19 protein-coding genes and 2 pseudogenes are annotated in these 21,788 nt (G+C 64.5%); 8 read left to right on the top strand and 13 right to left on the bottom strand.

The window, feature by feature from the left end; genetic code table 11:
* Positions 1-11 precede the first annotated feature (11 nt).
* From CWO91_RS44405 to CWO91_RS22895, 4 genes and pseudogenes are all read right to left on the bottom strand, one after another.
* Positions 12-369, bottom strand: a pseudogene (locus CWO91_RS44405) (BufA1 family periplasmic bufferin-type metallophore).
* 871 nt (positions 370-1,240) lie between these two features.
* Positions 1,241-2,707 (bottom strand): mercury(II) reductase, encoded by a 1,467-nt coding sequence (gene merA, locus CWO91_RS22905; RefSeq protein ID WP_433995573.1) that lies wholly within the window; start codon positions 2,705-2,707, stop codon positions 1,241-1,243.
* A gap of 1 nt (position 2,708) precedes the next feature.
* On the bottom strand, positions 2,709-3,002 hold the full coding sequence (locus CWO91_RS22900; protein WP_130216498.1) for a heavy-metal-associated domain-containing protein: 294 nt from the start codon (positions 3,000-3,002) through the stop codon (positions 2,709-2,711).
* Positions 3,003-3,024: 22 nt separating this feature from the next.
* Entirely contained in the window at positions 3,025-3,378 is a 354-nt protein-coding gene (locus CWO91_RS22895) for a mercuric transporter MerT family protein (RefSeq protein WP_349643586.1), read from the bottom strand.
* Between the two features lie 148 nt (positions 3,379-3,526).
* Between CWO91_RS22895 and CWO91_RS22890 the strand changes: the two genes are divergently transcribed.
* Together CWO91_RS22890 and CWO91_RS22885 are read left to right on the top strand one after the other, a co-directional pair.
* The gene (locus CWO91_RS22890) at positions 3,527-3,955 is read left to right on the top strand and encodes a MerR family transcriptional regulator (protein WP_130216496.1); all 429 of its coding nucleotides are present in this window, start codon (positions 3,527-3,529) and stop codon (positions 3,953-3,955) included.
* 534 nt (positions 3,956-4,489) lie between these two features.
* Positions 4,490-4,867, top strand: coding sequence for a PRC-barrel domain-containing protein (locus CWO91_RS22885; RefSeq protein ID WP_130216494.1), 378 nt, complete (start codon positions 4,490-4,492; stop codon positions 4,865-4,867).
* 211 nt (positions 4,868-5,078) lie between these two features.
* Here CWO91_RS22885 and CWO91_RS22880 read toward each other — a convergent pair whose 3' ends face one another.
* Entirely contained in the window at positions 5,079-5,966 is an 888-nt protein-coding gene (locus CWO91_RS22880) for a hypothetical protein (protein ID WP_130216492.1), read from the bottom strand.
* A gap of 269 nt (positions 5,967-6,235) precedes the next feature.
* Between CWO91_RS22880 and CWO91_RS22875 the strand changes: the two genes are divergently transcribed.
* On the top strand, positions 6,236-7,423 hold the full coding sequence (locus CWO91_RS22875) for a CaiB/BaiF CoA transferase family protein (RefSeq protein ID WP_130216490.1): 1,188 nt from the start codon (positions 6,236-6,238) through the stop codon (positions 7,421-7,423).
* A 33-nt stretch (positions 7,424-7,456) separates the two neighbouring features.
* Here the strand turns inward: CWO91_RS22875 and CWO91_RS22870 are convergent, their stop codons facing one another.
* The 4 genes from CWO91_RS22870 to CWO91_RS22855 form a co-directional block, all read right to left on the bottom strand.
* Positions 7,457-8,140 (bottom strand): SDR family NAD(P)-dependent oxidoreductase, encoded by a 684-nt coding sequence (locus tag CWO91_RS22870; protein ID WP_130216488.1) that lies wholly within the window; start codon positions 8,138-8,140, stop codon positions 7,457-7,459.
* Position 8,141: 1 nt separating this feature from the next.
* Complete coding sequence (locus CWO91_RS22865) at positions 8,142-9,335, bottom strand: sialidase family protein (protein ID WP_130216486.1); 1,194 nt, start codon at positions 9,333-9,335, stop codon at positions 8,142-8,144.
* Entirely contained in the window at positions 9,332-10,768 is a 1,437-nt protein-coding gene (locus tag CWO91_RS22860; RefSeq protein ID WP_130216484.1) for a sodium:solute symporter family protein, read from the bottom strand. The genes CWO91_RS22865 and CWO91_RS22860 overlap by 4 nt, the downstream gene beginning before the upstream one ends.
* A gap of 176 nt (positions 10,769-10,944) precedes the next feature.
* On the bottom strand, positions 10,945-11,667 hold the full coding sequence (locus CWO91_RS22855; RefSeq protein WP_130216482.1) for a DUF72 domain-containing protein: 723 nt from the start codon (positions 11,665-11,667) through the stop codon (positions 10,945-10,947).
* A 115-nt stretch (positions 11,668-11,782) separates the two neighbouring features.
* On the opposite strand from CWO91_RS22855, the gene CWO91_RS22850 reads away from it, so the two are divergent.
* Positions 11,783-11,998, top strand: coding sequence for a hypothetical protein (locus tag CWO91_RS22850; protein WP_128935272.1), 216 nt, complete (start codon positions 11,783-11,785; stop codon positions 11,996-11,998).
* A 6-nt stretch (positions 11,999-12,004) separates the two neighbouring features.
* Here CWO91_RS22850 and CWO91_RS22845 read toward each other — a convergent pair whose 3' ends face one another.
* The 4 genes and pseudogenes from CWO91_RS22845 to CWO91_RS22830 form a co-directional block, all read right to left on the bottom strand.
* Positions 12,005-13,153, bottom strand: coding sequence for an amidohydrolase (locus CWO91_RS22845; RefSeq protein ID WP_130216480.1), 1,149 nt, complete (start codon positions 13,151-13,153; stop codon positions 12,005-12,007).
* Positions 13,154-13,248: 95 nt separating this feature from the next.
* Positions 13,249-14,337, bottom strand: coding sequence for a mandelate racemase/muconate lactonizing enzyme family protein (locus CWO91_RS22840; RefSeq protein WP_130216478.1), 1,089 nt, complete (start codon positions 14,335-14,337; stop codon positions 13,249-13,251).
* 143 nt (positions 14,338-14,480) lie between these two features.
* Positions 14,481-15,674 carry a M20/M25/M40 family metallo-hydrolase gene (locus tag CWO91_RS22835; protein ID WP_130216476.1) on the bottom strand — a complete coding sequence of 398 codons (1,194 nt, stop codon included), beginning with the start codon at positions 15,672-15,674 and terminating at the stop codon, positions 14,481-14,483.
* Between the two features lie 112 nt (positions 15,675-15,786).
* Positions 15,787-17,033: pseudogene (locus CWO91_RS22830) on the bottom strand (MFS transporter).
* Between the two features lie 302 nt (positions 17,034-17,335).
* Between CWO91_RS22830 and CWO91_RS22825 the strand changes: the two are divergent.
* The 4 genes from CWO91_RS22825 (at position 17,336) to CWO91_RS22810 (ending at position 21,732) form a co-directional block, all read left to right on the top strand.
* Complete coding sequence (locus CWO91_RS22825) at positions 17,336-18,766, top strand: TAXI family TRAP transporter solute-binding subunit (RefSeq protein ID WP_130216474.1); 1,431 nt, start codon at positions 17,336-17,338, stop codon at positions 18,764-18,766.
* Positions 18,767-18,914: 148 nt separating this feature from the next.
* Entirely contained in the window at positions 18,915-19,139 is a 225-nt protein-coding gene (locus CWO91_RS22820; RefSeq protein WP_130216472.1) for a DUF3606 domain-containing protein, read from the top strand.
* A gap of 176 nt (positions 19,140-19,315) precedes the next feature.
* On the top strand, positions 19,316-19,495 hold the full coding sequence (locus tag CWO91_RS22815; protein ID WP_130216470.1) for a hypothetical protein: 180 nt from the start codon (positions 19,316-19,318) through the stop codon (positions 19,493-19,495).
* A 329-nt stretch (positions 19,496-19,824) separates the two neighbouring features.
* Positions 19,825-21,732, top strand: coding sequence for a PQQ-binding-like beta-propeller repeat protein (locus CWO91_RS22810; protein WP_130216468.1), 1,908 nt, complete (start codon positions 19,825-19,827; stop codon positions 21,730-21,732).
* Positions 21,733-21,788 lie beyond the last annotated feature (56 nt).

Raw genomic sequence — 21,788 nt, 5'->3', positions numbered from 1 at the left:
AACCCACTTCATCAGGCCTTCTTTTCGGTCAGGCTTCCCGGTCCCTTCGGCGTCTGCATGGTCGTGCAGGTGCCCTTGGCCTCGAGCTTGAATGCATTACCCTGGTAGTCGACCGTGCTGGTCCCGGCGCAGGTCGTGCCCGGCCCCGCATAGCAGTCGTTCTGTCCCTTCAGCGCCACGCCGAAGCACTTCTCATTTCAGCGCTTTTGCAGTCTCGGCCTGCTTTTCCTTCATCATCTTTTCCATGTCGCCCTTCCCCATGTGTTCCATGCCGCCTTTCATCTGTGCGGCGGCCGGGGCGACGGCGAGCGATGCGACGGCTGTGACGAAGGCGCCCGCGACCAGTGCGGATAGGCTGCGATTGGACATGTCCATTCCTCCGAATGCGGGTTGCTGCGCGACGGTACGCGAGTTGCTGTTGCGGCGCGCCGAACCGGCCCGCCAATAAGCAAGTTCGCCCCGGGAGGGCGAAAGGTTACACCGGTCGAAGTTCGAATCTCGGAACAGGCTTCCCAAGGGGGGCCCGGCGGTCGCCGGTAGCGTGGTTGAACCGTTTTCGAAATGATTTGAATGCCAAACAGCCAAACGGTGCTTCCGGTGTTCACCACGATTGCGAAGCGCAGCACTGTTCCGGGAGCGATCGGAATGCGCGACGTCTGATCAGCATGCTGAGCGATGTCGAGTGTACGTCCTCGATCGCGTGAAGACTGACCTCTGCGTCAGAAACTGAATCATTAGTCATTCGCGCTCCCCTCCGTCCATCGGAACGCGTCTTCATGCCCGGCGTTCGCTTCTGAGAGTTGAGGTGCAGGGCATGGCCGAAAAGGAGACGCTCTATGTGGAGAAACTTGCTCGCTATGACTGCAGCCGTTGGATTTTGCGTTGCGATAGCCGGTCCTGCTGATGCGCAGCGATCTGGCATGGGTATGAGTGGCCAGGGCATGGCCGGTGCGCACACTGGCTTCAGTGCCAGCCGAATGTCTCCGACGGCCACGCACAGACCCATGATGGCGAGAGCGCAAATGCATGGTCCTGCGTTCAGGCCGCCCGGCTGGAGTCATGGAAGGAAGGTCGGTTGGCACTGCCGTGTTGGGACCCGAGGGTGCATCCCGCCCGGCCTGCGTTGATGGAGTGATCGTCCGCCGCCCGTGCACGGGCTCTCTGGCGAAGTGCCTGGAGCATCTGAGCAGGTGGCAAGAGCGAATTCTCTTTCGCCGCCGTGTTCGGGCCTCGACGACTATCACCCAGCGCAGCACGACAATCTGGAAATCTCTTTGCCAAACGACAGCGCTGCGAGCCTGAGGCCTTCGACGGTGGTCAGATAGGGAAAGATCGTCTCGACGAGATCAGCGACAGTCAGGCCCTGTCGGATTGCGAGCGTAGCCGTCTGAATGCTGTCAGCACCTTCCGGTGCGAGGATGTGCGCGCCAAGCAGCCGGTCACTCCGTGCATCCGACACCAGCTTGATCAGCCCACGGGTATCGCGAGCGGCCATCGCCCGCGGCACCTGGTCGAGACCGATCGTGGAAACGCGCACGTCGTGCCCCGCGTTGCGTGCCGCGGCTTCCGTGAGGCCGACGCTTGCCACTTGCGGGTCGGTGAACACGACGACCGGCATGGCGCGGTTGTCGTAGCGCCGGCTATCGCCATTCAAGGCATTGATCGCCGCGAGCTTGGCGCCATAGGCCGCCATGTAGACGAACTGGTCGCGACCCGTCACGTCTCCGGCGGCGTAGATGCCAGTCCGGGTGGTTCGCATATGCTCATCGACGACGATGCCGCCCCTTGGCGATACGGCAATCCCGTGTTCGGCCAGCCCAAGGCCTTCGATGTTGGGTGTGCGCCCGGTGGCAATGAGCGCCTGGTCGGCTTCGATTACTAGATTCTGTTCGCCGCGCGCGACGGTGATCGCGATGCCTTCTCCTGTCTTCCGGATCTCGCGGTAAATAACACCGGCGACCACGCGGATGCCCTCATCCACGAAATACTGCGTGAGCGCCGCGCTGATTTCAGGCTCGGCCTCTGGGAGCAGACGGGACCGGCACACCAGCGTCACGGTTACGCCGGCGCGGGCGAACATCTGGGCAAGCTCCGCCCCGACATAGCCGCCGCCGATCACGAGCAGCGACCGCGGCAGAGTCTCGAGATCGAGCGCCGTCGTGCTCGTCAGATAAGGCACGGTTCCGAGACCGGGTATCGCGGGAATCGCCGGACGCGCGCCGGTCGCGATGATGATCTTCCTGGCGGCAATATGAGCACCATCCACCTCGACCCCACCGTTCGCGAGCCGTGCCGGTCCTTCGCGATACGCGATGTCGCCACAACCCGGCAGCAGCTCGGTGTATTTGGCTTGGCGGAGTTCGGCGACGAGCGCGTTCTTCTGGCGGACGGTTGCCCGCCAATCGGTTACCGCGGCTTCGGCCGTGATCCCGGCGAAGCGCGCGGCGACGCGCGCATTGTGAAGCTGCTCCGCGGCGCGGATCAATGTCTTCGATGGGACGCAGCCGACGTTGACGCAAGTGCCACCGATGGTGCCGCTGCCGACGACAGCCACGCGCGCGCCTTGATCGGCGGCCGTGATCGCCGCCGAAAATCCGGCCGAGCCCGCGCCGATGACGACGAGGTCATAGGGGCCGTTGCTCGATCGGCGCCGACAATCCGACCGCATAGCGATATGCGCCGCACTTCCCGGGCCGCAGTCATCCATCTCAGCTGCCTTGCGGCTTTGCATGCGCCGGGTAGCCTGCGTTCAAGCTCGCCGCTGCAATCGCGTCCGGATTCGTCTTTGCGTCATCGAAAGTCACGGTCGCGGTCTTGGCCGCAAATGAGACAGCGACCTTGGCGACGCCGTGGACTGCCGCCATCGAACTCTTCACAATGTAGGGGCATGAGGCGCAGGTCATGTTGTCGACGGCGAACGTGACCGTCCGCTCGCCGGCAACGGCCGCCGTGCCCGATATTGCGAGAACGATCAGGGCCAAGATGCTAAAGCTCTTGTTCATGGGACAGCTCTCCTCTTGGTTCTCAGGCATCGAGCAGCAGCGGAGCGACATAGCCGAAGGCAAAGCCTGCCAGCACGAGCAGCGTCGCAAGCCAGAGCGCTACCTTAACGAGACGATTGGATATCGGACGGGCACAGATCGCGCCGTCGGCGCAGGTCTGTCCAGGCTTCCAATAAACGAGATAAAGCCCATAGCCCAGCACCCCGACCGTCCCTGCCACGAACAGCGGCTGGTAGGGTGCGAGTGCGGTGAGATTGCCGATCCAAGCTCCGCCGACGCCCAGACTGAACAGGATGAGCGGCACGATGCAGCAGGAGGAAGCCGCAAGGGCGCCAAGGATGCCGCCAACGGCAACCACGTGCTGCTGTCCGACCATGCCTCGTTCCGGCATGCCGGCCGCGGAAGGCACGATTTCTGTTGTTCCAGGTCGCCGGGCAGTCACGTCTTGTCTCTTTCCTTGCTCGAATTTCAGCCGCGCCGTAGCATCCGGTCTGTAGCGACTACAGGGTCAAGGAGATTCTCCAATGCGCGGTCACACCGGGGTGAAGAGCATGCAGCGGGCCGAGCTCGCCCAGCGGACGGGCTGCAACCTGGAGACGGTGCGTTATTACGAGAAGGTAGGTCTTCTGCCCGAACCGCCGCGTACGCCGGGCGGCTATCGGAGTTACGACGCGACGCACGAACGGCGTATTCGCTTCATTTTGCGGGCGCGCGAACTCGGCTTCTCGCTTCACGAAATCCGTGAGCTATTACACCTCGTCGATGAGCGCGACCAGCCTTGCACTGATGTGCGCGCGGTCGCTGCCGCACACCTCGACGACATAAGGGCGAAGATCGCAGACCTGAGGCGCATGGAGCGTGTGCTCAAGGACGTGGTCGCGCGATGCGCGGACGGCACCCAGCCGGAATGCCCGCTGATCGAAACGCTGTTCCGGGACCGAGCGATGACCTGAACGAAAACGCGCATCTGCGGGCTGCGTCTTATTTGGAAATGACGAGTAAGCTATTGAAATAGCTAGAGCGCATTTTTGACGTTTCTTCCAAATGCGCATTAAAATCACTGAATTCCCGCCCCAGCCAGATCGCCCGCTCCGCCTGAGACCACTCACGAAACCGGCCTGGCTGGGGAGCTGCCGGGTCTGGCGCGGCCTCGTCACGCAGTGAAGTGGCATCGGAGCGCGACCGGTCGGCCGGGTCTCAGCGCGATGCGCGCTGTCGCTCGAAAGTGTCGTGGCAGACCAGCGAAGCCTGCGACGCGCAGTGTGCTTGCTCCGTCCTCGTTGAGCGTTCTTTCATAGCGTCTTTGTCGGCCGGCTCTTGTCGCCAGATGTGCGCGCCTCCTTGGAGCGACCAGGGCTGGGTTGTTACAGTCGGTGTCAGCGACGCCAGGTTGATGATCGGCGCTGCGACATGTTCTCCCCAGACAGGAACGCCCTCGGAGCGGCCGAGTTAGGCCGACAAAACCCACTTGTGAAGGAGACAAGGTCATGGCTCGCGCAACAGTACATCCGAATCATCAATGCATCTCGAGCGAAGATATTCAGGGCACCGAGGTGTACGGTGCAGATGGAAAGAATATCGGTGAGATTGATCACCTCATCATCGACAAGGTGTCAGGCCGCGTGGCTTATGCCGTCTTGAGCTTCGGCGGATTTGTTGGCTTGGGTCATAGCCACTACCCCATTCCCTGGGGCGCTCTGACATATGATACGTCGCTTGACGGTTTTCGAACCAACATCACCGAGCAACAGCTAAGGGACTCGCCTGAGTTCAGCGATGACTCCTGGCAGGATCGAGACTGGGAAACGCGAACTCACCGCTATTATGGGATGCCCACCTATTGGGAAGGGCGGGGTGGCCTATAACGCCAGGCGGCGCGTCGGAAATTTCCAGTCGTGAGTGCCAGCTGAATTGATCGGCCGGCCCTTATTGGATGCTGTCGGATTTGATCCTGCCGACTGACGCTAGAGCCTGAACCCGAAGGGCCGCGTTAGCGCAAAGTGTGCAGCGGTTTTCCTCGCGACAAACGCCGAACGCGTGCGCGGAGATCATGCTCAAACGTTCAGCCAGCGCTCGCTATCCCTCATACTGATCCGGCCCCATTGCCCAGGCCGCCTCGTCGTGCCCGTACGCATAATTCCGGTTGGTCAGCGCCGGATTGCGATTGACCATCGGACGCATGAACATCGGATGGGTGGCGCTGCGCACCTCGTGCTCGACGGTGAAGAGGTGCTTGCCGCTGTCGAGGTCGACGATGTCGCAGAACCGGTACTGGTATTGATTGTCCTCGCGGGAGATCAGGCCACGCGCCAGGAGCTTGCGGTACGGGCCGGAGAAGTCGGTGATGTACATCTGCACATGGTGGCCGTCATAGTCGCCCTGCGGCCGGTCGGTCTCCCGGAACAACAAATGCTGGTCGCGGCCCGTCTGCACCGCGGCAACCTTGCCGTCGCCATTCCGCAAGTCGGCGGGCATGCCCATGATTTCGGGATAGAACGCGCAGATGCCGGCTGCGCAGCCCACCGGCACGTCGAACTCGACATAGGGAATGCCGAGCGCGATGCGCCCGAAGCGCGCAGCGTCCGGCTCGTAGCAGCGCAAGCGGTTGCCCCAGGGGCAGGTCGCCTCGACATGGTCGTTGTGCTCGGCGAATGTGAAGGCCGTGCCCTCGAGCTTCTTCGCGACCGATGCCAACCGCGTCAGCAGCGCCTCGCGGCCCGCAATGACCAGCCCGATATGGCCGCGCAGCACCTGCGGCCTGCCGCTCGGCAAATGAAACTGGCTCCGTCCGGCGTTGATCCACATGTTGGTGTCGGACACCATCAGATAGGGATCGCGGGTCAGCCCGAGCCCCGTGACGTAGAACAGGGTCGCCAGGCGCTGATCCGGGACCTGGACATTGACGTGCTCGAAATGGATCGCATTCCCGAGATCTTCGGCTGATCGATCGAATGGCTGCGGCATGGATGTGGGCTTCTGGCTGGGGGACCGATGGGGCTCATATTAGAGCGTTTTCGAGCGAAGTGGAGACCGGTTCGCGTGAAGAAAACGCGTCAAAACAGGAATCTAGAGCTTCGGTTCTGATTCAATCAGAAACCGAAGCTCTAGAGCAGAATTTCCGTCCGCCGAAACTGGTCGCCGTTCACATCTCGCTGGCTGGGCATCATGTCCATTGCCGCCTTGCTGCAGCGTGCAGTCCCTGTAATCTGGCGAAAACATTGGGGAAGGGATCGATGGGAGGAGTTCTGGACGGCGTCCGCGTTCTCGATTTCGGGCGCTATATCGCAGGTCCCTATTGCGCGACCTTGCTGGCCGAATTCGGCGCCGAGGTCATTCGCGTCGAAAAGCGCGACGGCAGCGAGGATCGCTTCGTGGCGCCGGTGGGCGAAGATGGCGAAGGCGCGCTGTTTCTCCAGGTCAACCGCAACAAGAAGTGCATCACGCTCGATCCGATGAAGGCGGAGGGGCAGGAGGTGATGCGCCGCCTGGTTGCCACCGCGGACGTGGTCGTCGCCAATCTGCCGCCGCAGACGCTGCGCGCGATGAAGCTCGATTACGAGTCCTTGAAGGCGATCAAGCCCGACATCATCCTGACGACGGCAACCGCGTTCGGCGGGCCGGGGCCCTGGTCCGACCGCGTCGGCTTCGACGGCGTCGGGCAGGTGATGTCGGGCTCGGTGTACATGACGGGCGCGGGCGATCCGCCGTACCGGGCCGCGGTGAACTGGGTCGATTTCGGCACGGCGCTGCACTGTGCGTTCGGAACGCTCGCCGCGCTGATCGAGCGCGGCAAATCCGGGCGCGGGCAGGTCGTCGAGGGCGCGCTGCTCGCAACCGCCTTGTCCTTCACCAACGCCACGCTGATCGAGCAGGCGGTCATCAACGTCAACCGCGTGCCGACGGGCAATCTCGGCCAGACCGCGGCTCCAGCCGACATCTACCGCACCAAAGACGGCTGGGTGCTGTGCCAGGTCACCGGTCATCCGCTGTTCAAGCGCTGGGCGAGGCTGATGGGCGAGGAAGAGCAGTGGCTGAACGATCCGCGCTTTGCCGACGACATCAGCCGCGGCAACAACGGCCCCATCATCAGCGAGCGGATGGCGCGCTGGTGCGCCGAGCGCACCACGCAGGAGGCGGTCGACACGCTGGGACGAGCGATGATTCCGACCGGACCTGTCCTCAGCCCGCAGCAGGCGCTGGACCATCCGCACATCCGTGCCGCCGGCTTCATGCAGGACGTCGACTATCCCGGCCTGCCGAAACCGGCGCCGGTCGCCCGCGCCGCCGTGCGGCTGTCGGAGACGCCGGGTGACATCGCAACGCGCCCGCCGACCCTTGGCGAGCACACCGATCTCGTCCTGACTGAGCTCGGCTACGACGAGGCCGCGATCGCGGCGCTCCGGCAAGGCGGCATCATCTAGCTATCATGCTGCAAGCTCCGGGATGGCGAGCATTCAAAGCGAGCTGCCGCCGCAGATGACCAGCTGCTGTCCGGTGATGGCGGCGGCTTCCGCCGAGAGCAGGAAGGCGACTGCGCCGGCAACTTCCTCGGGGCGGATGTAACGGCCGATTGGCGGCAGTTTTGGCGCGACATCGGCGCGCGAGGGATCCTTCAACATCGGCGTCTCGGTCGCAGCCGGCGCAACGACATTGACGGTGATACCGCGAGGTGCGAGCTCGATTGCCCAGGACCGGGCCAGCGCGATCAGCGCCGCCTTCGTTGCGGCATATTGCCCGCGGCCGGACGCACCCGATGCGGTGCGGCTGCCGATGAAGACGATGCGCCCGCCCAGTGGAAGGCGCGGTGCCAGCGCGTCGGCGAGACGCTCGGCAACCTCGACATGCAGCCGCCACATCGCCGCTCCCTCCTCGTGGTCGAGCGATCCGAGCTGACCGACCCTCAGCATGCCGGCGGCATGAACCAGTGCGGTCGGCGCGATGCCCGCGACGGCGTCCGCGATGGCCTCGACGTCGGCAAGGTCGAGCGACACATGATCGAAGGCCGGATGCTCGCACGGTCCGGGTCGCCGGCTGATCCCGGTGACGCGCCAGCCGTCGCGCAGCAGCCGCTCGACGATCGCAGCGCCGATCCCCGAACTGGCACCGGTGACGAGGGCGTGAGGCCTCATGTGCATCATCTCAGCCCCGGGCGGCGCGCGTCACCCATGGTTCGGTCACGCGTACATATTTGATGGCGCGGCGGTGGAAGGTGAACGCCATGTGGAGCGCGCCATCGGCGGTCTGCTTGACGGACGGGTAGGACAGCTCGCGATTGCTTTGCTCGCGCGAATTGTTGGTCATGCAATAGCCGTCGCCGGTCTCGACGTTGCGCCTGGTCCAGCTCCGTCCACCGTCGGCCGAGACCGCCAGCGTCATCGGTGCCCGCGGCGCGCCCCAGAATGCGGTGCGTCCGTTCGCCGTGCTGCCGTCGGCGGCGAGAACCGGTGGCAGATCATCTTCGATTTCGTCATAGAGCGAGAGCCGACGCCCGGTTGCGTCACTGGCGCTCGAGTCGTTGAACACGAGTGCGAGATGGCCGTTCACGAGCCGCGTAAACTGGATAGATGAATTGTTGTTGGGAAGCGCGGTCGCAACCGGCGCCGACCAGGTGCGGCCGTGATCCGCGGACCTGCTCTGATAGATGTTGTCGGCCCAGCGGCTGCGATACAGCGCGAGCAGCGGGCCGTCGTCGAGGCGCGCGATGCACATATGCACGCAGCCGCGGCTGCCGGGGACGTCGACGTCCCGCCAGGTCGCGCCGGCATCCGACGAGATCTTCACCGCGCTGGTGTCCTCGTCGCCGTTCCATTTCCGGCCCGGCGTGCTGTGGCAATAGAACACGGGCAGCAGCCAGTCGCCATTGTCGAGCACGACGACCGGCTGGCGAATGAAGGTGCCGCGGCCGCGCTGCTCCGGGAACAGCGTCTCGATCGGGCCCCAGCTCTTGCCATTGTCACGCGAGAGACGGCGGCGGATCAGCGCGGTGTCCTGGTTTCCGGCGAGCTGAGCCGTCCACATCAGCCACAGCGTGCCGTCGGGAGCGGGAAACAGCACCGGGTTCTGCTCCGAACGTCCCTTGTCATCGGAGAGCTTTTCGGCCGGCGACCACTGTGTCGCGCCACGGGGTAGGCGTGAAAAGTAGATGGAGATATCCGACATGCCCTCCTGCGTGCCGCCGAACCAGACGCAAGCCAGATCGCCGCCCGCGAGCGGCATGAGATTGGCGGCGTGGTTCTGCACGCAAGGCGAGGGAATGAAGGCGTCGAACCGCTCGGGATCATCGGCCACCGGGCGGACGACGCCGTCGGCGACGATCTCCATGTCGGCGATCATGTCGAGGTCCTTTCCATCAGGGCGTTTGATTGCGCCGCCTGGGACGTCGCCGGGGCGGTGGGCGAGCGGCTCAGCACCAAGCGCTCGATCGCCATCACGACCAACGGCGTCACGGCGGCGACGTACATGTTGTCGATGCCGAACGGGTTGCCCAGCAGGTACCAGACCGTGGTCGACACCGCCGCGCCGATCAGCCCGGCCGTGGCGCCGCGGTTGCTGGCAAACAGCGGCAGATAGAAGCCCATCATCGCCACCATCGTGATCGACAGGCGCAGTGCGCGCGTGAAGAACGACAGCTTGAGGATCTCCGGAACGAAGAAGACGAAGACCAGCGGCACGATGCCGATCAGCACCGAGAACACGCGGGTCATCTTCAGCTCGCGCTCCGGCGTCGGCTTCCAGTATGGAACGTAGAAGTCGCGCACCACGAGCGAGGCGATCGCGAGCGCCACCGTGCAGACGCTGACGAAGATCGAGGCGACGAGCGAGGTGGTCACGAAGGCCGAGGCCAGCGGCGGCATCTTCTCGAGGAACACCGGCAGAGCGTAGAGGCTGTTCATATCAGGGTAGAGGAATTTCGCGGCGACACCGATCAGTGCGAGGAGGATGCCGAGCGGCAGGCAGAACGCGGCGGCATAGAAGGTCGCCTTGCGGGCGTCGTCGGCGCTTGGCGTCGAGGAGATCGCCTGGACAATGAACTGCGTCGAAAAGATCGCGCCGACCGTGCCGAAGGTCCAAGCGAAGATGGTCGCAAAGCCGATCTTGCCGTCCCAGCTGAAATAGTGGGCGGGCAGTTTGGCCTGCATCGGCGCAATCCCGCCGGTCAGCGACATCGCCACCGCGAAGATGATGAGGATGCCGACGACCTTGAAGGCGCTGTGCAGGATCGTCACCCAGGCGACACCCTTCAGCCCGCCGAACACGTAATAGAAGGTGCTGACGACGGCGATGACGCACATCGCAACGGGCAGGCTGACATGTAGCGCCGTGGCGATCGCGGCTGCCCCGCTGACGTAATTGCCGACATTCACCAGCAGCAGGGCGTAGATCATGATCACCGATACCGTGAGCATGGTCGACTTGCCGTATTTCTGCGCGATCGCGGCCGAGATGGTGTATTCGCCGGAATTGTAGAGCTTCTTCACCATCAACAGCCCGAACAGCAAGAAGCCGATCGAGGCGCCGAGCACGGCCCAGCCTGCCGCGATGCCCGATTGGAACGCCTCCTGCGCCGTGCCGACGGTCGACTTGGCCCCAACGAATTCGGACATCATCAGCACGCCGACGACGACGGCCGGCATTGCGCGCGCGCCGGTCATGAACTGGTCGCTGGTTCGGCTGCGCAGTTTCAGCGTGAGCCAGGACGTGAAGGCGATATAGGCGACGATCATCGTGATGATGAGCGTGCTCTCGCCGTTGAGGATGGCTTGCATCGTTGACGTTTCCTCTGGTGATGCGGACGCGGTGTTGTAAGCCCGCCCTATTGTTCGGAATGCGAACAATTGTTGTTAGACCTTTGCGCGCGCCCTGCGTCAAGCGTCGGCAGCGCCAGCAATCTTCGTCAACCGTGGGATGAACGGGCGAGGCACGTAGGGCGGGGAACCGCGCGTTACAGCAGCTGTTTCAACGCCCGCGCATCGGCCGGCGCCGCGCTCTTCTGGTCGTTGTCGAAATAGACATAGACGTCGCAGCCCTGCCGCTTCCACGACATGATACGCCGCGCCCATTGCGCGAGCGTGGCTTTGGTATAGTGCCCGTGATAGCGCCCACTCGGCCCGTGTCCGCGTACATAGACGAAATCCGCGGTGCGCTTCCATGGTGCCGGCGCATCGTGATGATCGGACAGGCACAGCGAGATGTTCTCGTCGGCCAGCATTCGCAGAATGCGCGGCTGATACCAGCTTGGATGACGGAATTCGAAGCTGTAACGCCGCTTCCTGGACAACAGCTTGAAGAAGGTGGCGAGGCGGTCGGCGTCCGCCTCGAATTGCGGCGGGAGCTGGAACAGGATCGGGCCGGCCTTGCCGCCCAGCCGTGAGATGCGATCCTCCAGCAGCTCGAGGCTGTTGACGGAGCGGCCCGAAAGGCGCTTCCAGTGCGTGATGAATTTCGACGCCTTCCAGGCGAAGACGAAATCGCGGCCGGTCTGCTCCCGCCACCCTTTCACCGCTTCCGGCGTCGGCGTGCGGTAGAACACGCCATTCAGCTCGGTGGTGTCGAACTGTCCGGCGTAGTAGCGCAGCTGCTCTTTCAGCGTCACACCCTCGGGAAAGAACGGGCCTCGCCAGGAGGCGTAATGCCAGCCGGAGGTGCCGACCAGAACGCGCGCCATCTTTTACGTGCCATCCGTTGCCATTTGCCGGAAGGGAACGTCCGTGCGGCCGATACGTTGCTCGTGAACTTAGAGCGTTTTCGATAATGCTCTAGCCAACGCAGGACCGGAACCGATGTACGCGCTGTTCGAAGGCAACAAGCAGATCGGCAGTCCCTTTCCGACCGAGAAAGAGGTGTGGGAAGCCGCCTTGATCGAGGGACTGGTGACCGACGTTCCCGTCGCGGACGAGGAGGGCGGCCGGATTCTGCCTGCCGGCTATCACGTCAAGCGGGTGGACGAGGTTTGCGAGCCGCGGCCGGATTGGAAGCTGCCGCGCGAGATATCCTGAGCAGGCCTAGTTCGACGCCAGCGCGGTCTTGGCGACCTCGGCCATCCAGCTGGACGCGACCGGGAGGATCGCGTCGTTGAAATCATAGCGCGGGCCGTGCAGCTCCGCGCCGTCGCGCAAGTCCCCATTGCCGATCCAGACGAAGGCGCCCGGCCGCTGCTGGAGGTAGAACGCAAAATCCTCGCCGGCCATGCTGGGCGCGAGGTCGCGTCGCACGGGAGCCTGCACCTTCTCCGCGGCGATGCGGGCGAGGCCCGCTTCCGCCGGCGTGTTGATGACCACGCCGACACCCCAGACGATCTCGGGCGTGACCTTGACACCGAAGCTCGTCGCAATCCCGGCGCATGTGCGCTCGATCCCGTCGAGGATGGTGTCCTTGATCGCGTCGCGGTGGTACCGCAGCGTGCCGCGGATCACGACGCGTCCGGCGATCTGGTTCGGCGCGGTGCCGCCTTCGATCGTGCACAGCGAGAGCACGGCGGTGTCGAGCGGATCGACGCCGCGCGAGACGATCGATTGCAGCGCCACGATCAAATGGCCGGCCGCCATCACCGGATCGCGCGTCAGATGCGGCATGCCGGCATGCCCGGCATGGCCCTCGATGGTGATGGTGATGCGCCCGCCGGAGGCCATGACGACGCCGTCATGGACCGCGATGGTGCCGGCGGCAAGGCCCGGCCAGTTGTGAAAGCCGAACACCCGTTCCATCGGAAAGCGGTCGAACAGCCCGGCCGCGACCATCGCGCGCGAGCCGCCAAAGCCTTCCTCGGCCGGCTGGAAGATGAAATCGACCGTGCCGCTCCAATCGGTGTCGGCGGCGAGCAGTGCTGCTGCGCCGAGCAGCGAGGCGGTGTGCCCGTCATGGCCGCAGGCATGCATCACGCCAGGCGTCGTCGAGGCGTAGGGCAGGCCGGTGTCCTCGGTGATCGGCAGCGCATCCATGTCGGCGCGCAGGCCGACGCGCCTCTGCGCATGCCCGCGCATCAAGGTCGCGACGATGCCGTGCCCGCCGATGCCTGCCACGAAGGGAATGCCGAGCTCGGTGAGCCTGTCCTGCACGAAGGCGGAGGTGGCCTTCTCCTGGAGGGACAATTCGGGATGCGCATGCAGGTGCTGGCGCCACGCGGTCAGTTTCTGGTGCAGCTCGGGTGTCAAGATGGGTGTCTTTCGCAGGGTGTCGGTTGCCGAAACCATAGCCGAATATGCGCCCGCCGCATCCAGCGTCTCGGAATGCCTCGCGTGCAGCAAGGCTACCCCGCCAGCTTCGCCAGCCCCTTCCAGTCAAAACCGATGCCGTGGCCGGGCCGGTCCGGCGCCAGCGCAAGCCCGTCCTTCAGCAACAGCGGATGCTCGATATATTTGTCCAGCCCGAAACCATGCGCCTCCAGATAGGAGCGGTTCGGGCAGGCCGCGAGCAGGTGCACGGTGATGTCGTGCGCACCGTGGCTGGTGACGGGCAGGTTGAAGGCCTCGGCCAGCCGCGCGATCTTCATGAACGCACTCACGCCGCCGCAATTGGTGACGTCGGGCTCGGGATAGGACACCGCGCCTGAAGCGATGTAGTTCTTGAACTCCCACAGCGAGTGCAGATTCTCGCCGGCCGCGATCGGCACGCCGCCGGCCTGCATGATCCGCGCGTGGCCTGCGACGTCATCGGGGATGATCGGCTCCTCTAGCCAGGTGAGATCGTAGGGAACGAAAGCACGCGCGGCGCGGATGGCCTCCTCGACGGTCCATTTCATGTTGGCATCCGCCATCAGCGGAAAACCGTCGCCGACATGCTGCCGCATCGCGGAGACACGCGCGACGTCGGATTTCAGGTCGGGCCGGCCGACCTTCATCTTGATGGCGCGAAATCCCTTGGCGAGATTGCCGTCGGTCTGCTTGAGCAGCGCATCGACGGACAGATCGAGGTCGATGCCGCCGGCATAGCACGGCACGGCCGCGTCGAAACCGCCGAGCAGGCGGAACAGTGGCAGCTTCGCACGCCGCGCCTTCAGGTCCCACAGCGCGATGTCGAGCGCGGAGAGCGCCAGCACCACCGGCCCGCCGCGGCCGCCATAATGCAGCGCCCACCAGAGGTGATGCCAGATCGCTTCGGTGTCATCGGCCTCGCGTCCCTCGATCAGTGCGGGGATCTCGCGCGTGAGGATGTCGGCCACGGCGCCGCCGTTGCGCCCGACAGTGTAGGTGTAGCCGACGCCCTCGGCGCCGTCGGCATCACGGATGCGGCAGGTGATCAGCTCGAACGCGGCGATCTCGCCATGGGTGGAGTCGGAGAGCGTGATGGGGAGGGGGATCCGGTAGAGCCCGGTCTCGGTCGTTGCGATGCGCGGCATGCGGCCTCCCTGTTTTTTGTTTCGTAGGGTGGGTTAGCACGCGGCTGCGCGAAGCGCAGTCCGCTGGCGTAACCCACCGTTTCTGCATCCGCGGCGAGAGGCGTTGGCGGGTTACGCTGCGCTAACCCACCCTACAGGCTATCTCACCGCATCGTCGCGAGCTGCAGCGCCAGCGCGCAGGCGCGATCGTATTCGTCGAGATTGATCCACTCGTCGATCGTGTGCGCCTCGTTCTGCCCGGCGCCGAAGGTCACGGTCGGGATGCCGTGGCGGACCATCCAGTTGGCATCGAGGCCGCCATTGGCGGCGCGGACGTTCGGAGTTCCGCCGACCACGGACACCGCCGCGATCGCGCGCTTGACCACGGGCAGGCTCTCCTTCATGCGGAACGGATAATAGTCGGTCTGCGCCTTGAACTTGACCTTGCCGGATTTGCCTTGCGCGTTGGTCACCTTCTTGGCGGCGTTCTCGAACGCGGCCTTGTAGGCCTTGGTGATCTCCTTGAAGAACTTTCCGTCATGGCTGCGGCATTCGCCGCGCACATGCACGTAGTCGGTGACGACATTGGTGGCATCGCCCGCGGGGCGGCCCGCGCCGCCGGTGACGGGGCCGACATTGCTGGTGCCTTGCTGCTTGCCCTTCACCACCTTGCCGAACCAGCCGCCCGCCTTCACCTCGGCGAGCGCCAGCGCCATGATCATGGTCGAGGAGATGCCGCGCTCCGGCGCCACGCCGGCATGCGAGGCGCGGCCGAAGATCTCGACGGTCCAGCGATCGGCGCCCACGGCGCCGATGACGACGTTGGAGGCCGGGCCGCCGTCATAGTTGAACGCCATCACCGGCGCGCCGAGCTCGTCGAGCTTGACGTGGCGTGCGCCATAGAGCCCGCTCTCCTCGCGCACGCAGAACAACAGCGTGATCGGCGGATGATCGAGCTTCTGCTTCGCAAGCTCCGCGGCCAGCGTCACCAGCACGCCGCAGCCGCAGCGGTTGTCGCCGCCGAGCGCGGTCTTGGCCGCGTTGACGATCTTGCGGCCTGAAAGCTTCGGCTTCGCGCCGGCGCAGAGCGGCACGGTGTCCATGTGGGTCATGAACATGATGCGCGGCTGGTTGTGCAGCGCGCCGCGGCCGGGCAGGTCGACGATGAGGTTGCCAGTCTCGGTCGGCACGGGAATGCGCGTGTTGGCATCGTCGAGCCGGATCGCCTTCGCCGGCACGCCACTCTCCTTCAGCGCTGCCGTGAGCTCACGCCCGATCGCAGCCTCCTGTCCCGTCACTCCCTCGACGGCGAGGAAGCGCATGAGGCGGTCGGTGGCGGCCTTGGTGTCGACGGGCATGAAGCATTCCTTCGGTGCACGATTTCGTAGATTTCGTAGGATGGGTAGAGCGAAGCGAAACCCATCAAGCCAGGCGCGATCATGATGGGTTTCGCGAAGAGCTCAACTCATCCTACGAACGCGGCGATGTATAAGTCAAAAAGATCAGCACGCCGAATGCCAGCATGGCAGCCATGAACAGCAGCACCGCCGGCAGACCGGCGAGCGCCGCCACCGCACCGGTGACCGACTGCATCAAGGCCGCGCCGAGAAAGAACGCGAGGTTCACGGCCGCGAGCGCCTTGCCCGCGGTTTGTGCATCGACCAGCTGCCGGGACATGCCGAACAGCAGCGGCTGCGCGGAGGTCGCAAGGCCAATGAGCACGAACAGCACGAGGTCGTATTGTGGCGGCATCGACGGCAGGCCGAACAGCACGGAGACCGCGTAATGCGGCGCCCCCAACGCCATCAGCGCCAGGAGTAGCGCCCCGACCATATGCGAGGCCGCCACCAGCGCGCGGCGGCGGCCCAGCCTGCGGTCGATCATGCCGATGCACAGCGGACCGGCAATCATCGCCAGCGTGAACGCGCCGAGCTGGTTGCCGGCCTCGACCCGCGACAGGTCCTTGACCTGCATCAGCCACGGCCCGCCCCACAGGCCGCGCAGCACCAGCGAGCTCGCGAGCGACACCAGCGCCAGCGCGATCAGGCCGCGCAGAGGCCGCGACAGTCCGAGCCGGAGCACCTCGATCATCTGCGCCAGCGGCGAGGAATCGTCCTTGTGCTCGGCCGGCTGGTGCGGCACCAGCGCGAACACCGCGAGCGCCACCGCGACGCCGCCAGCCGCGGAGATCCAGAACCCGGCGCGCCAGCCCCAAGTGTCGACCACGAAGGCGAGCGGGCTCGATGACAGCAGCATGCCGATATTGCCGATCGAGAGGATCGCGCCCGACCACAGCCCGAAGCGGCCGGCGACAATTGCTTGGCCGCCAGAGTCATCGGGCACATCAGCATGCCCGATGTGGCAACGCCGAGCAGCACCTGCCCGACCGCAAAGCTCGCAGGGCCGGTCGCAAACCCCGATGCGATGGCGCCGATCACGGTTCCCGCGAGCAGGCTGAGCGCCACCGGCCGCACGCCGAAGCGATCCATCGCCGCGCCGACCGGGATCTGCGCCGCGGCAAAGGCGAAGGGATAGACCGAGGTGAGGCTGGCCAGCGCCTGCGGCTCGATATGGAAATCCGCCGCCATCAGGTCGAGGCTGACGGCCGGGATGGTGCGCAGCAGGGTCGAGAGCATGTGGCCGCAGGCCAGCGCGAGCAGCGCGAAGATCAGCGCGCGGGTGCCATCTCCCGCGTCTTTCGTGGCAGCGGTCGTCATGAGCGTCCCGTCCCGAGAAGGTTTCGGATCGGCGTACATGATCGTGGGGCGGGCGCCAATGGCGACAGCGCGACCCCCTCATTCCGGAATGTGGCTTCTCTGGCTCACCGCGCGAAAGACCGGGTGCAGGCACCCGCCAATCAGCATGGCGCTTGCCGGGTGCCGGCCGTCACGACGATGCGCTTGGCAGGCGTTCAGGCCTCGGACGGTTTGTGAACCAGGACGGCCGCCAGGACGTTATGCCCGGGAAAACGTGGTATCCTGCCAAGCGGGAGGCGCCTTGATCTGCGGCGGCAGCGGCAATGTCCTCGTCCGAGAGCCCAAGTCAGACGACCAGTGACGCGGCCCGCCGAGAGCGGAGAAGGAGCAATTCCTTACTGTTGGTCCTCGCCGTTGGATTTCTTGTTTTCGGCGCCGCAGCGGGTGCACTCTATTATGCGTTGCGGCCGGACATTCTCCGGATCGCCGTTGGACCGCCGGGCAGCGACGACTACAAAGTCATTCAGGCGATGGCCGATGCCTTCGGCAGCGAAAGCCGAACAATCAGGCTGGCTCCGATCAAAACCGAAGGGGCGGTGGAGTCTCTCGCCCTGCTTGGGGCTGGCAAGGCGGACCTTGCCGTCGGCCGCGGCGATCTGGAAATGCCCGCCGCGGCGCAGACCGTCGCTGTCTTGCGCAAGAACTTCGTTGTGCTGTGGGCGCCGTCTGGACTTGCCGGCAAGGGCTCGAAAAGAAAGAACCCGCCGAAAATCAAGGAGGTCGCCGATCTCGCAGGGCGCCGTGTCGGTGTGATCGGGCGGACCCCGGCGAACGCCGCGTTGCTGCGCGTCATCCTGAGCGCCGCCGGAGTGCAGGCGGACAAGGTCGCGGTGACGCACTTTGGCACTGAACAGATCCAGGAGCTGGCGCGCGATCGCACCCTCGATGCATTCATGGCGGTCGGGCCGCTCGACAGCAAGATTACATCGGAGGCCGTTGTCGCAACGGCGCGGGCACGCGGCGCGCCGAAGTTTCTCGCCATCGAGACATCGGAAGCGATCGCCCTGAAGCATCCCCGCTATGAATCCGAGGAGATTCCGCCCAGCGTCTTCAATGCGGATCCAGCTTGGCCGGATGACAAAGTTGAGACGGTCAGCGTCAGCCATCTCATCGTGGCGAGAAAGACCTTGTCCGAAACGACGGTCGCCGCCTTTTTCCGGCAGCTCTTTGCCGTTCGCCAGACGATTGCGCGGCTGGCCCCCGGCGCTGCACACATCACCAAGCCGGACCTCGAGAAGGACACCGAGCTGCAGGTACATCGGGGAGCGGCGGCCGTCATTGACGGCAATGAACGCACCTTCCTCGACCGTTATGGCGATTACTTCTGGTTCGGGCTCCTGCTTCTCTCCGGAATCGGCTCGGCCGGCGCCTGGTTGCGTCGCTATTTGAACCGCGACGAAAGGGAGGACAACACCAGCCATCGCAAGAGAATCCTGGCCATGGTGTCCAGCGCGCGGACCGTGGAATCCAATCAGGAACTTCTGGCCCTGCAGCGTGAGGCCGACGCCATCATCGCTGAAACGCTGGAGTGCTACGATGACGGCGCTATCGAGGGGGAGGAGCTGGCGGCATTTGGGCTGGTGCTCGACCTCTTGAGCAATGCCATTGCCGAGAGGCGAGCCGCGTTGCAACGCGCCACCCTCGAAACCGTTCGCGGCGCGGTAGCGGGCCATGGCGCTACGCCGCGCGGATAAGGGCGGCCATCTCAACCTGTCGTAGCTGGCTCCGCGGTGCCCGCGACGGCTGCCAGCCGCCTCGCCATCTCCGTTCGGGGCCTTCGGTCGGCGGACGATAGGAACAAAAAAGACGTCGTCGCTCTTACTTCGGTCAGGAGATCTACTCATGCTGTCCTCAAGACCGCCACGGCCCATCCGCACAAGGCTCGATCTTGCGAACGCAGTGCAGGTCAAGTCCGTACGCAGGCGGCTTCGCATCTCCAATACCGATCTGGTCAGGATCGTCGACAAGATCGGCAACTCTCTAACGGCCATAGAGAAGGAAGTGGAGATCGAGAAGCTGACCGTTCAGCGGTGTAATGCCAAGGATACGCCCACGACCCTCGAATAAATTCAAGTCATCAAGTCGAAAAGGAGAATTGCGATGAACGGCCTGATTTACCTCATAGGGCTAGTCGTTGTGATCGCGGCCATTCTTTCGTTCTTTGGCTTGCGATGACCATCTCGGTCCTGCAGGCTGACGCACTGGCGATCCGGTGAAGTCATTCGCAATTTCGCGTGCAGAAAATGGATGATCCGCACCAGGTGAATACCATCATCGCCACGACGGTTTGCGCGTTCTTCAAGGGACATCCTGACGCCCAAATCGGAACTGAAGAAGCCAAGCTGCTGGCCAAGCAGATCACTGAAGCGCTGAACGAGGCTGGGCTGCAGATTGCTGCCGTCAATGAGATCACGCCGCGCTAGCGCGGACATCAATCCGCCTAAGGTCCCAATGAATCCAATCCGCCGAAATTAACTCTCCGCGGACCCTCACCTTCCTGCCAACGTCCCGTTTGCGCCCGAGAACTGCCGTTTCGGGTACTTCCCGAAGCGCCTACGAGGCAGACGCCGCGGCAAGCGGATAAGCCGCGGCGCGGGCGGCCCGTGACAGGACCGTATCGGGAGATGACCGCCTCCGGTAATCCTGGATCCCTCAAGCTCGCTTTGGTTGTTTATTCGTGGTACGCGTTGACGACCGCGCGCGCTGATCTTCTGTTGCCGAAGCACGCTTCAGTTATGCGAGGGAGGCGAGAATGACGAGTACGGCCAGGCGCCGCTCTGGATGCACGCTCTCCGCACGCCTCCTGCTTGGAGTGGGCATATTGCTCACTGGCGTGCCTCCGGATCATGCGGAGGAGGCGCTAAACTCGCGTGGCGAGGTGCTCTACCGCACGCGCTGCGCATCGTGCCACGAGGGTGGCGTGGCACGCGCGCCTGACGCCAACGCGCTCCGGCAATTCAGACCTGAGCGCATGAGCTTTGCCTTGATGTTCGGCATGATGAGCCAGCAGGGGCGTGACCTGAGCCAACGCGAAATTCAGGCCATCGTTCGCTATCTCGTCGGGACAGCGCCGGAGCAGCAGCAGCCACTGCCGGATTCCACGTGCGGTGAGCGGGGCCCCGCGCTAGCAGACGCTTCGTTGCCGCGCTGGAACGGCTGGGGCGTCGACATCGCTCAACACCGGTTTCAATCCGCTGCCATGGCCCAGCTTTCGCCGGACGATGTTCCGCGCCTGAAGCTCAAATGGGCGTTCGGCTTTCCCGGCGATACCAGAGCCTACGCGCAGCCGATGGTTTGGGGCGGCCGGGTCTTCGTGGGCAGTGCGGGGGGCAAGGTCTATGCGTTGGATGCCAGACTTGGCTGCCAGCGCTGGGTGTTCGACGCCGGCTTCGGCGTACGCACCGCGATCACCATCGGCGAGGATGAGCGGGGCACGACCGCCTATTTCGGCGATCAACGCGGTGAGACTTATGCGCTCGATGCCGAGAGCGGAAAGCTGCTGTGGAGGCGACGTTTCGATGCGCATGCGGGGGCCGTGATCACGGGCGCGCCGACATTGGCCAATAATGTCCTTTATGTGCCAGTCTCCTCCGTCGAAGAGGTATTGGCGATCGATCCACGCTATTCTTGCTGCACCTTCCGCGGTCTGATCGCCGCGCTCGACGCCAGGACCGGCGAGGTGCTGTGGCGCGGCTATGTCAGCCCGCCGGCCCAGCCAATCCGCCTCAACGAGATCGGTGTCCAACTCTTCGGACCCTCTGGCGGCGCGATCTGGTCGTCGCCGACCATCGACCTCAAGACAAGTCGGATCTATGCGACGACGGGCGACAGTTATCTGGACCCGGCTTCCACGACCTCCGACGCATTTGTGGCCTTCGATCTGGGCACCGGACGGCTTGCCTGGTCGCGGCAGCTGACCGAGGGTGATGCCTACAACATCGCGTGCAGCAGCCAGTATCGCGCTAACTGCCCCGGCACCAAGGGTCCCGATTTCGATTTCGGCTCCTCTCCGATGCTGGTCGATCTACCTGACGGACGTCGTGCGCTCATTGCCGGCCAGAAATCCGGCATGGTGTACGCGCTCGATCCGGACCGCGATGGTGCCATCATCTGGCAGCGCCGGGTGGGACTCGGCAGCACGCTCGGCGGCGTGCAATGGGGCTCGGCTGCGGATGATGCGAACGTCTATGTCGCGGTGTCGGATGTCGGCATGAAGGCCGTGCCGCCGACCGCCGCTGGCGCGCAGAAATCGGTCTTCGGGATACCCATGAAGCTCGATCCAAGTCAGGGCGGCGGGCTGTATGCGATGAACCAGGCGACGGGCGAGATCGTCTGGCACGCGGCACATCCGGGCTGCGGTGATCGGCCGGGATGCAGCCCCGCGCAGTCGGCTGCGGTAACCGCCATTCCTGGTGTGGTGTTCTCCGGCGGACTGGACGGCCACCTGCGGGCCTATGCCGCCAAGAGCGGCGAGATCATCTGGGACGTCGACACCATGCGGGACTATGCGACCGTAAACGGCGTGTCGGCGCATGGCGGCTCGCTCGATGGGCCGGGACCGGTGATCGCCGGGGGCATCCTCTACGTCAACTCGGGCTACACCAATTATGGTACCGCGCCCGGCAACGTGCTGCTCGCCTTCTCCGTGGACGGACAGTAGGCGGGAGTTTTCGCGCAACGCGGTTGGAATTCACCAGAAAGGTCCGCTGCGTCGTA

This window comes from Bradyrhizobium genosp. SA-3 (assembly GCF_004212635.1).
Lineage (GTDB): Bacteria > Pseudomonadota > Alphaproteobacteria > Rhizobiales > Xanthobacteraceae > Bradyrhizobium.
The sequence above is the reverse complement of the archived record's forward strand: the minus strand, read 5'-3'. Positions and strand labels throughout refer to the sequence as shown.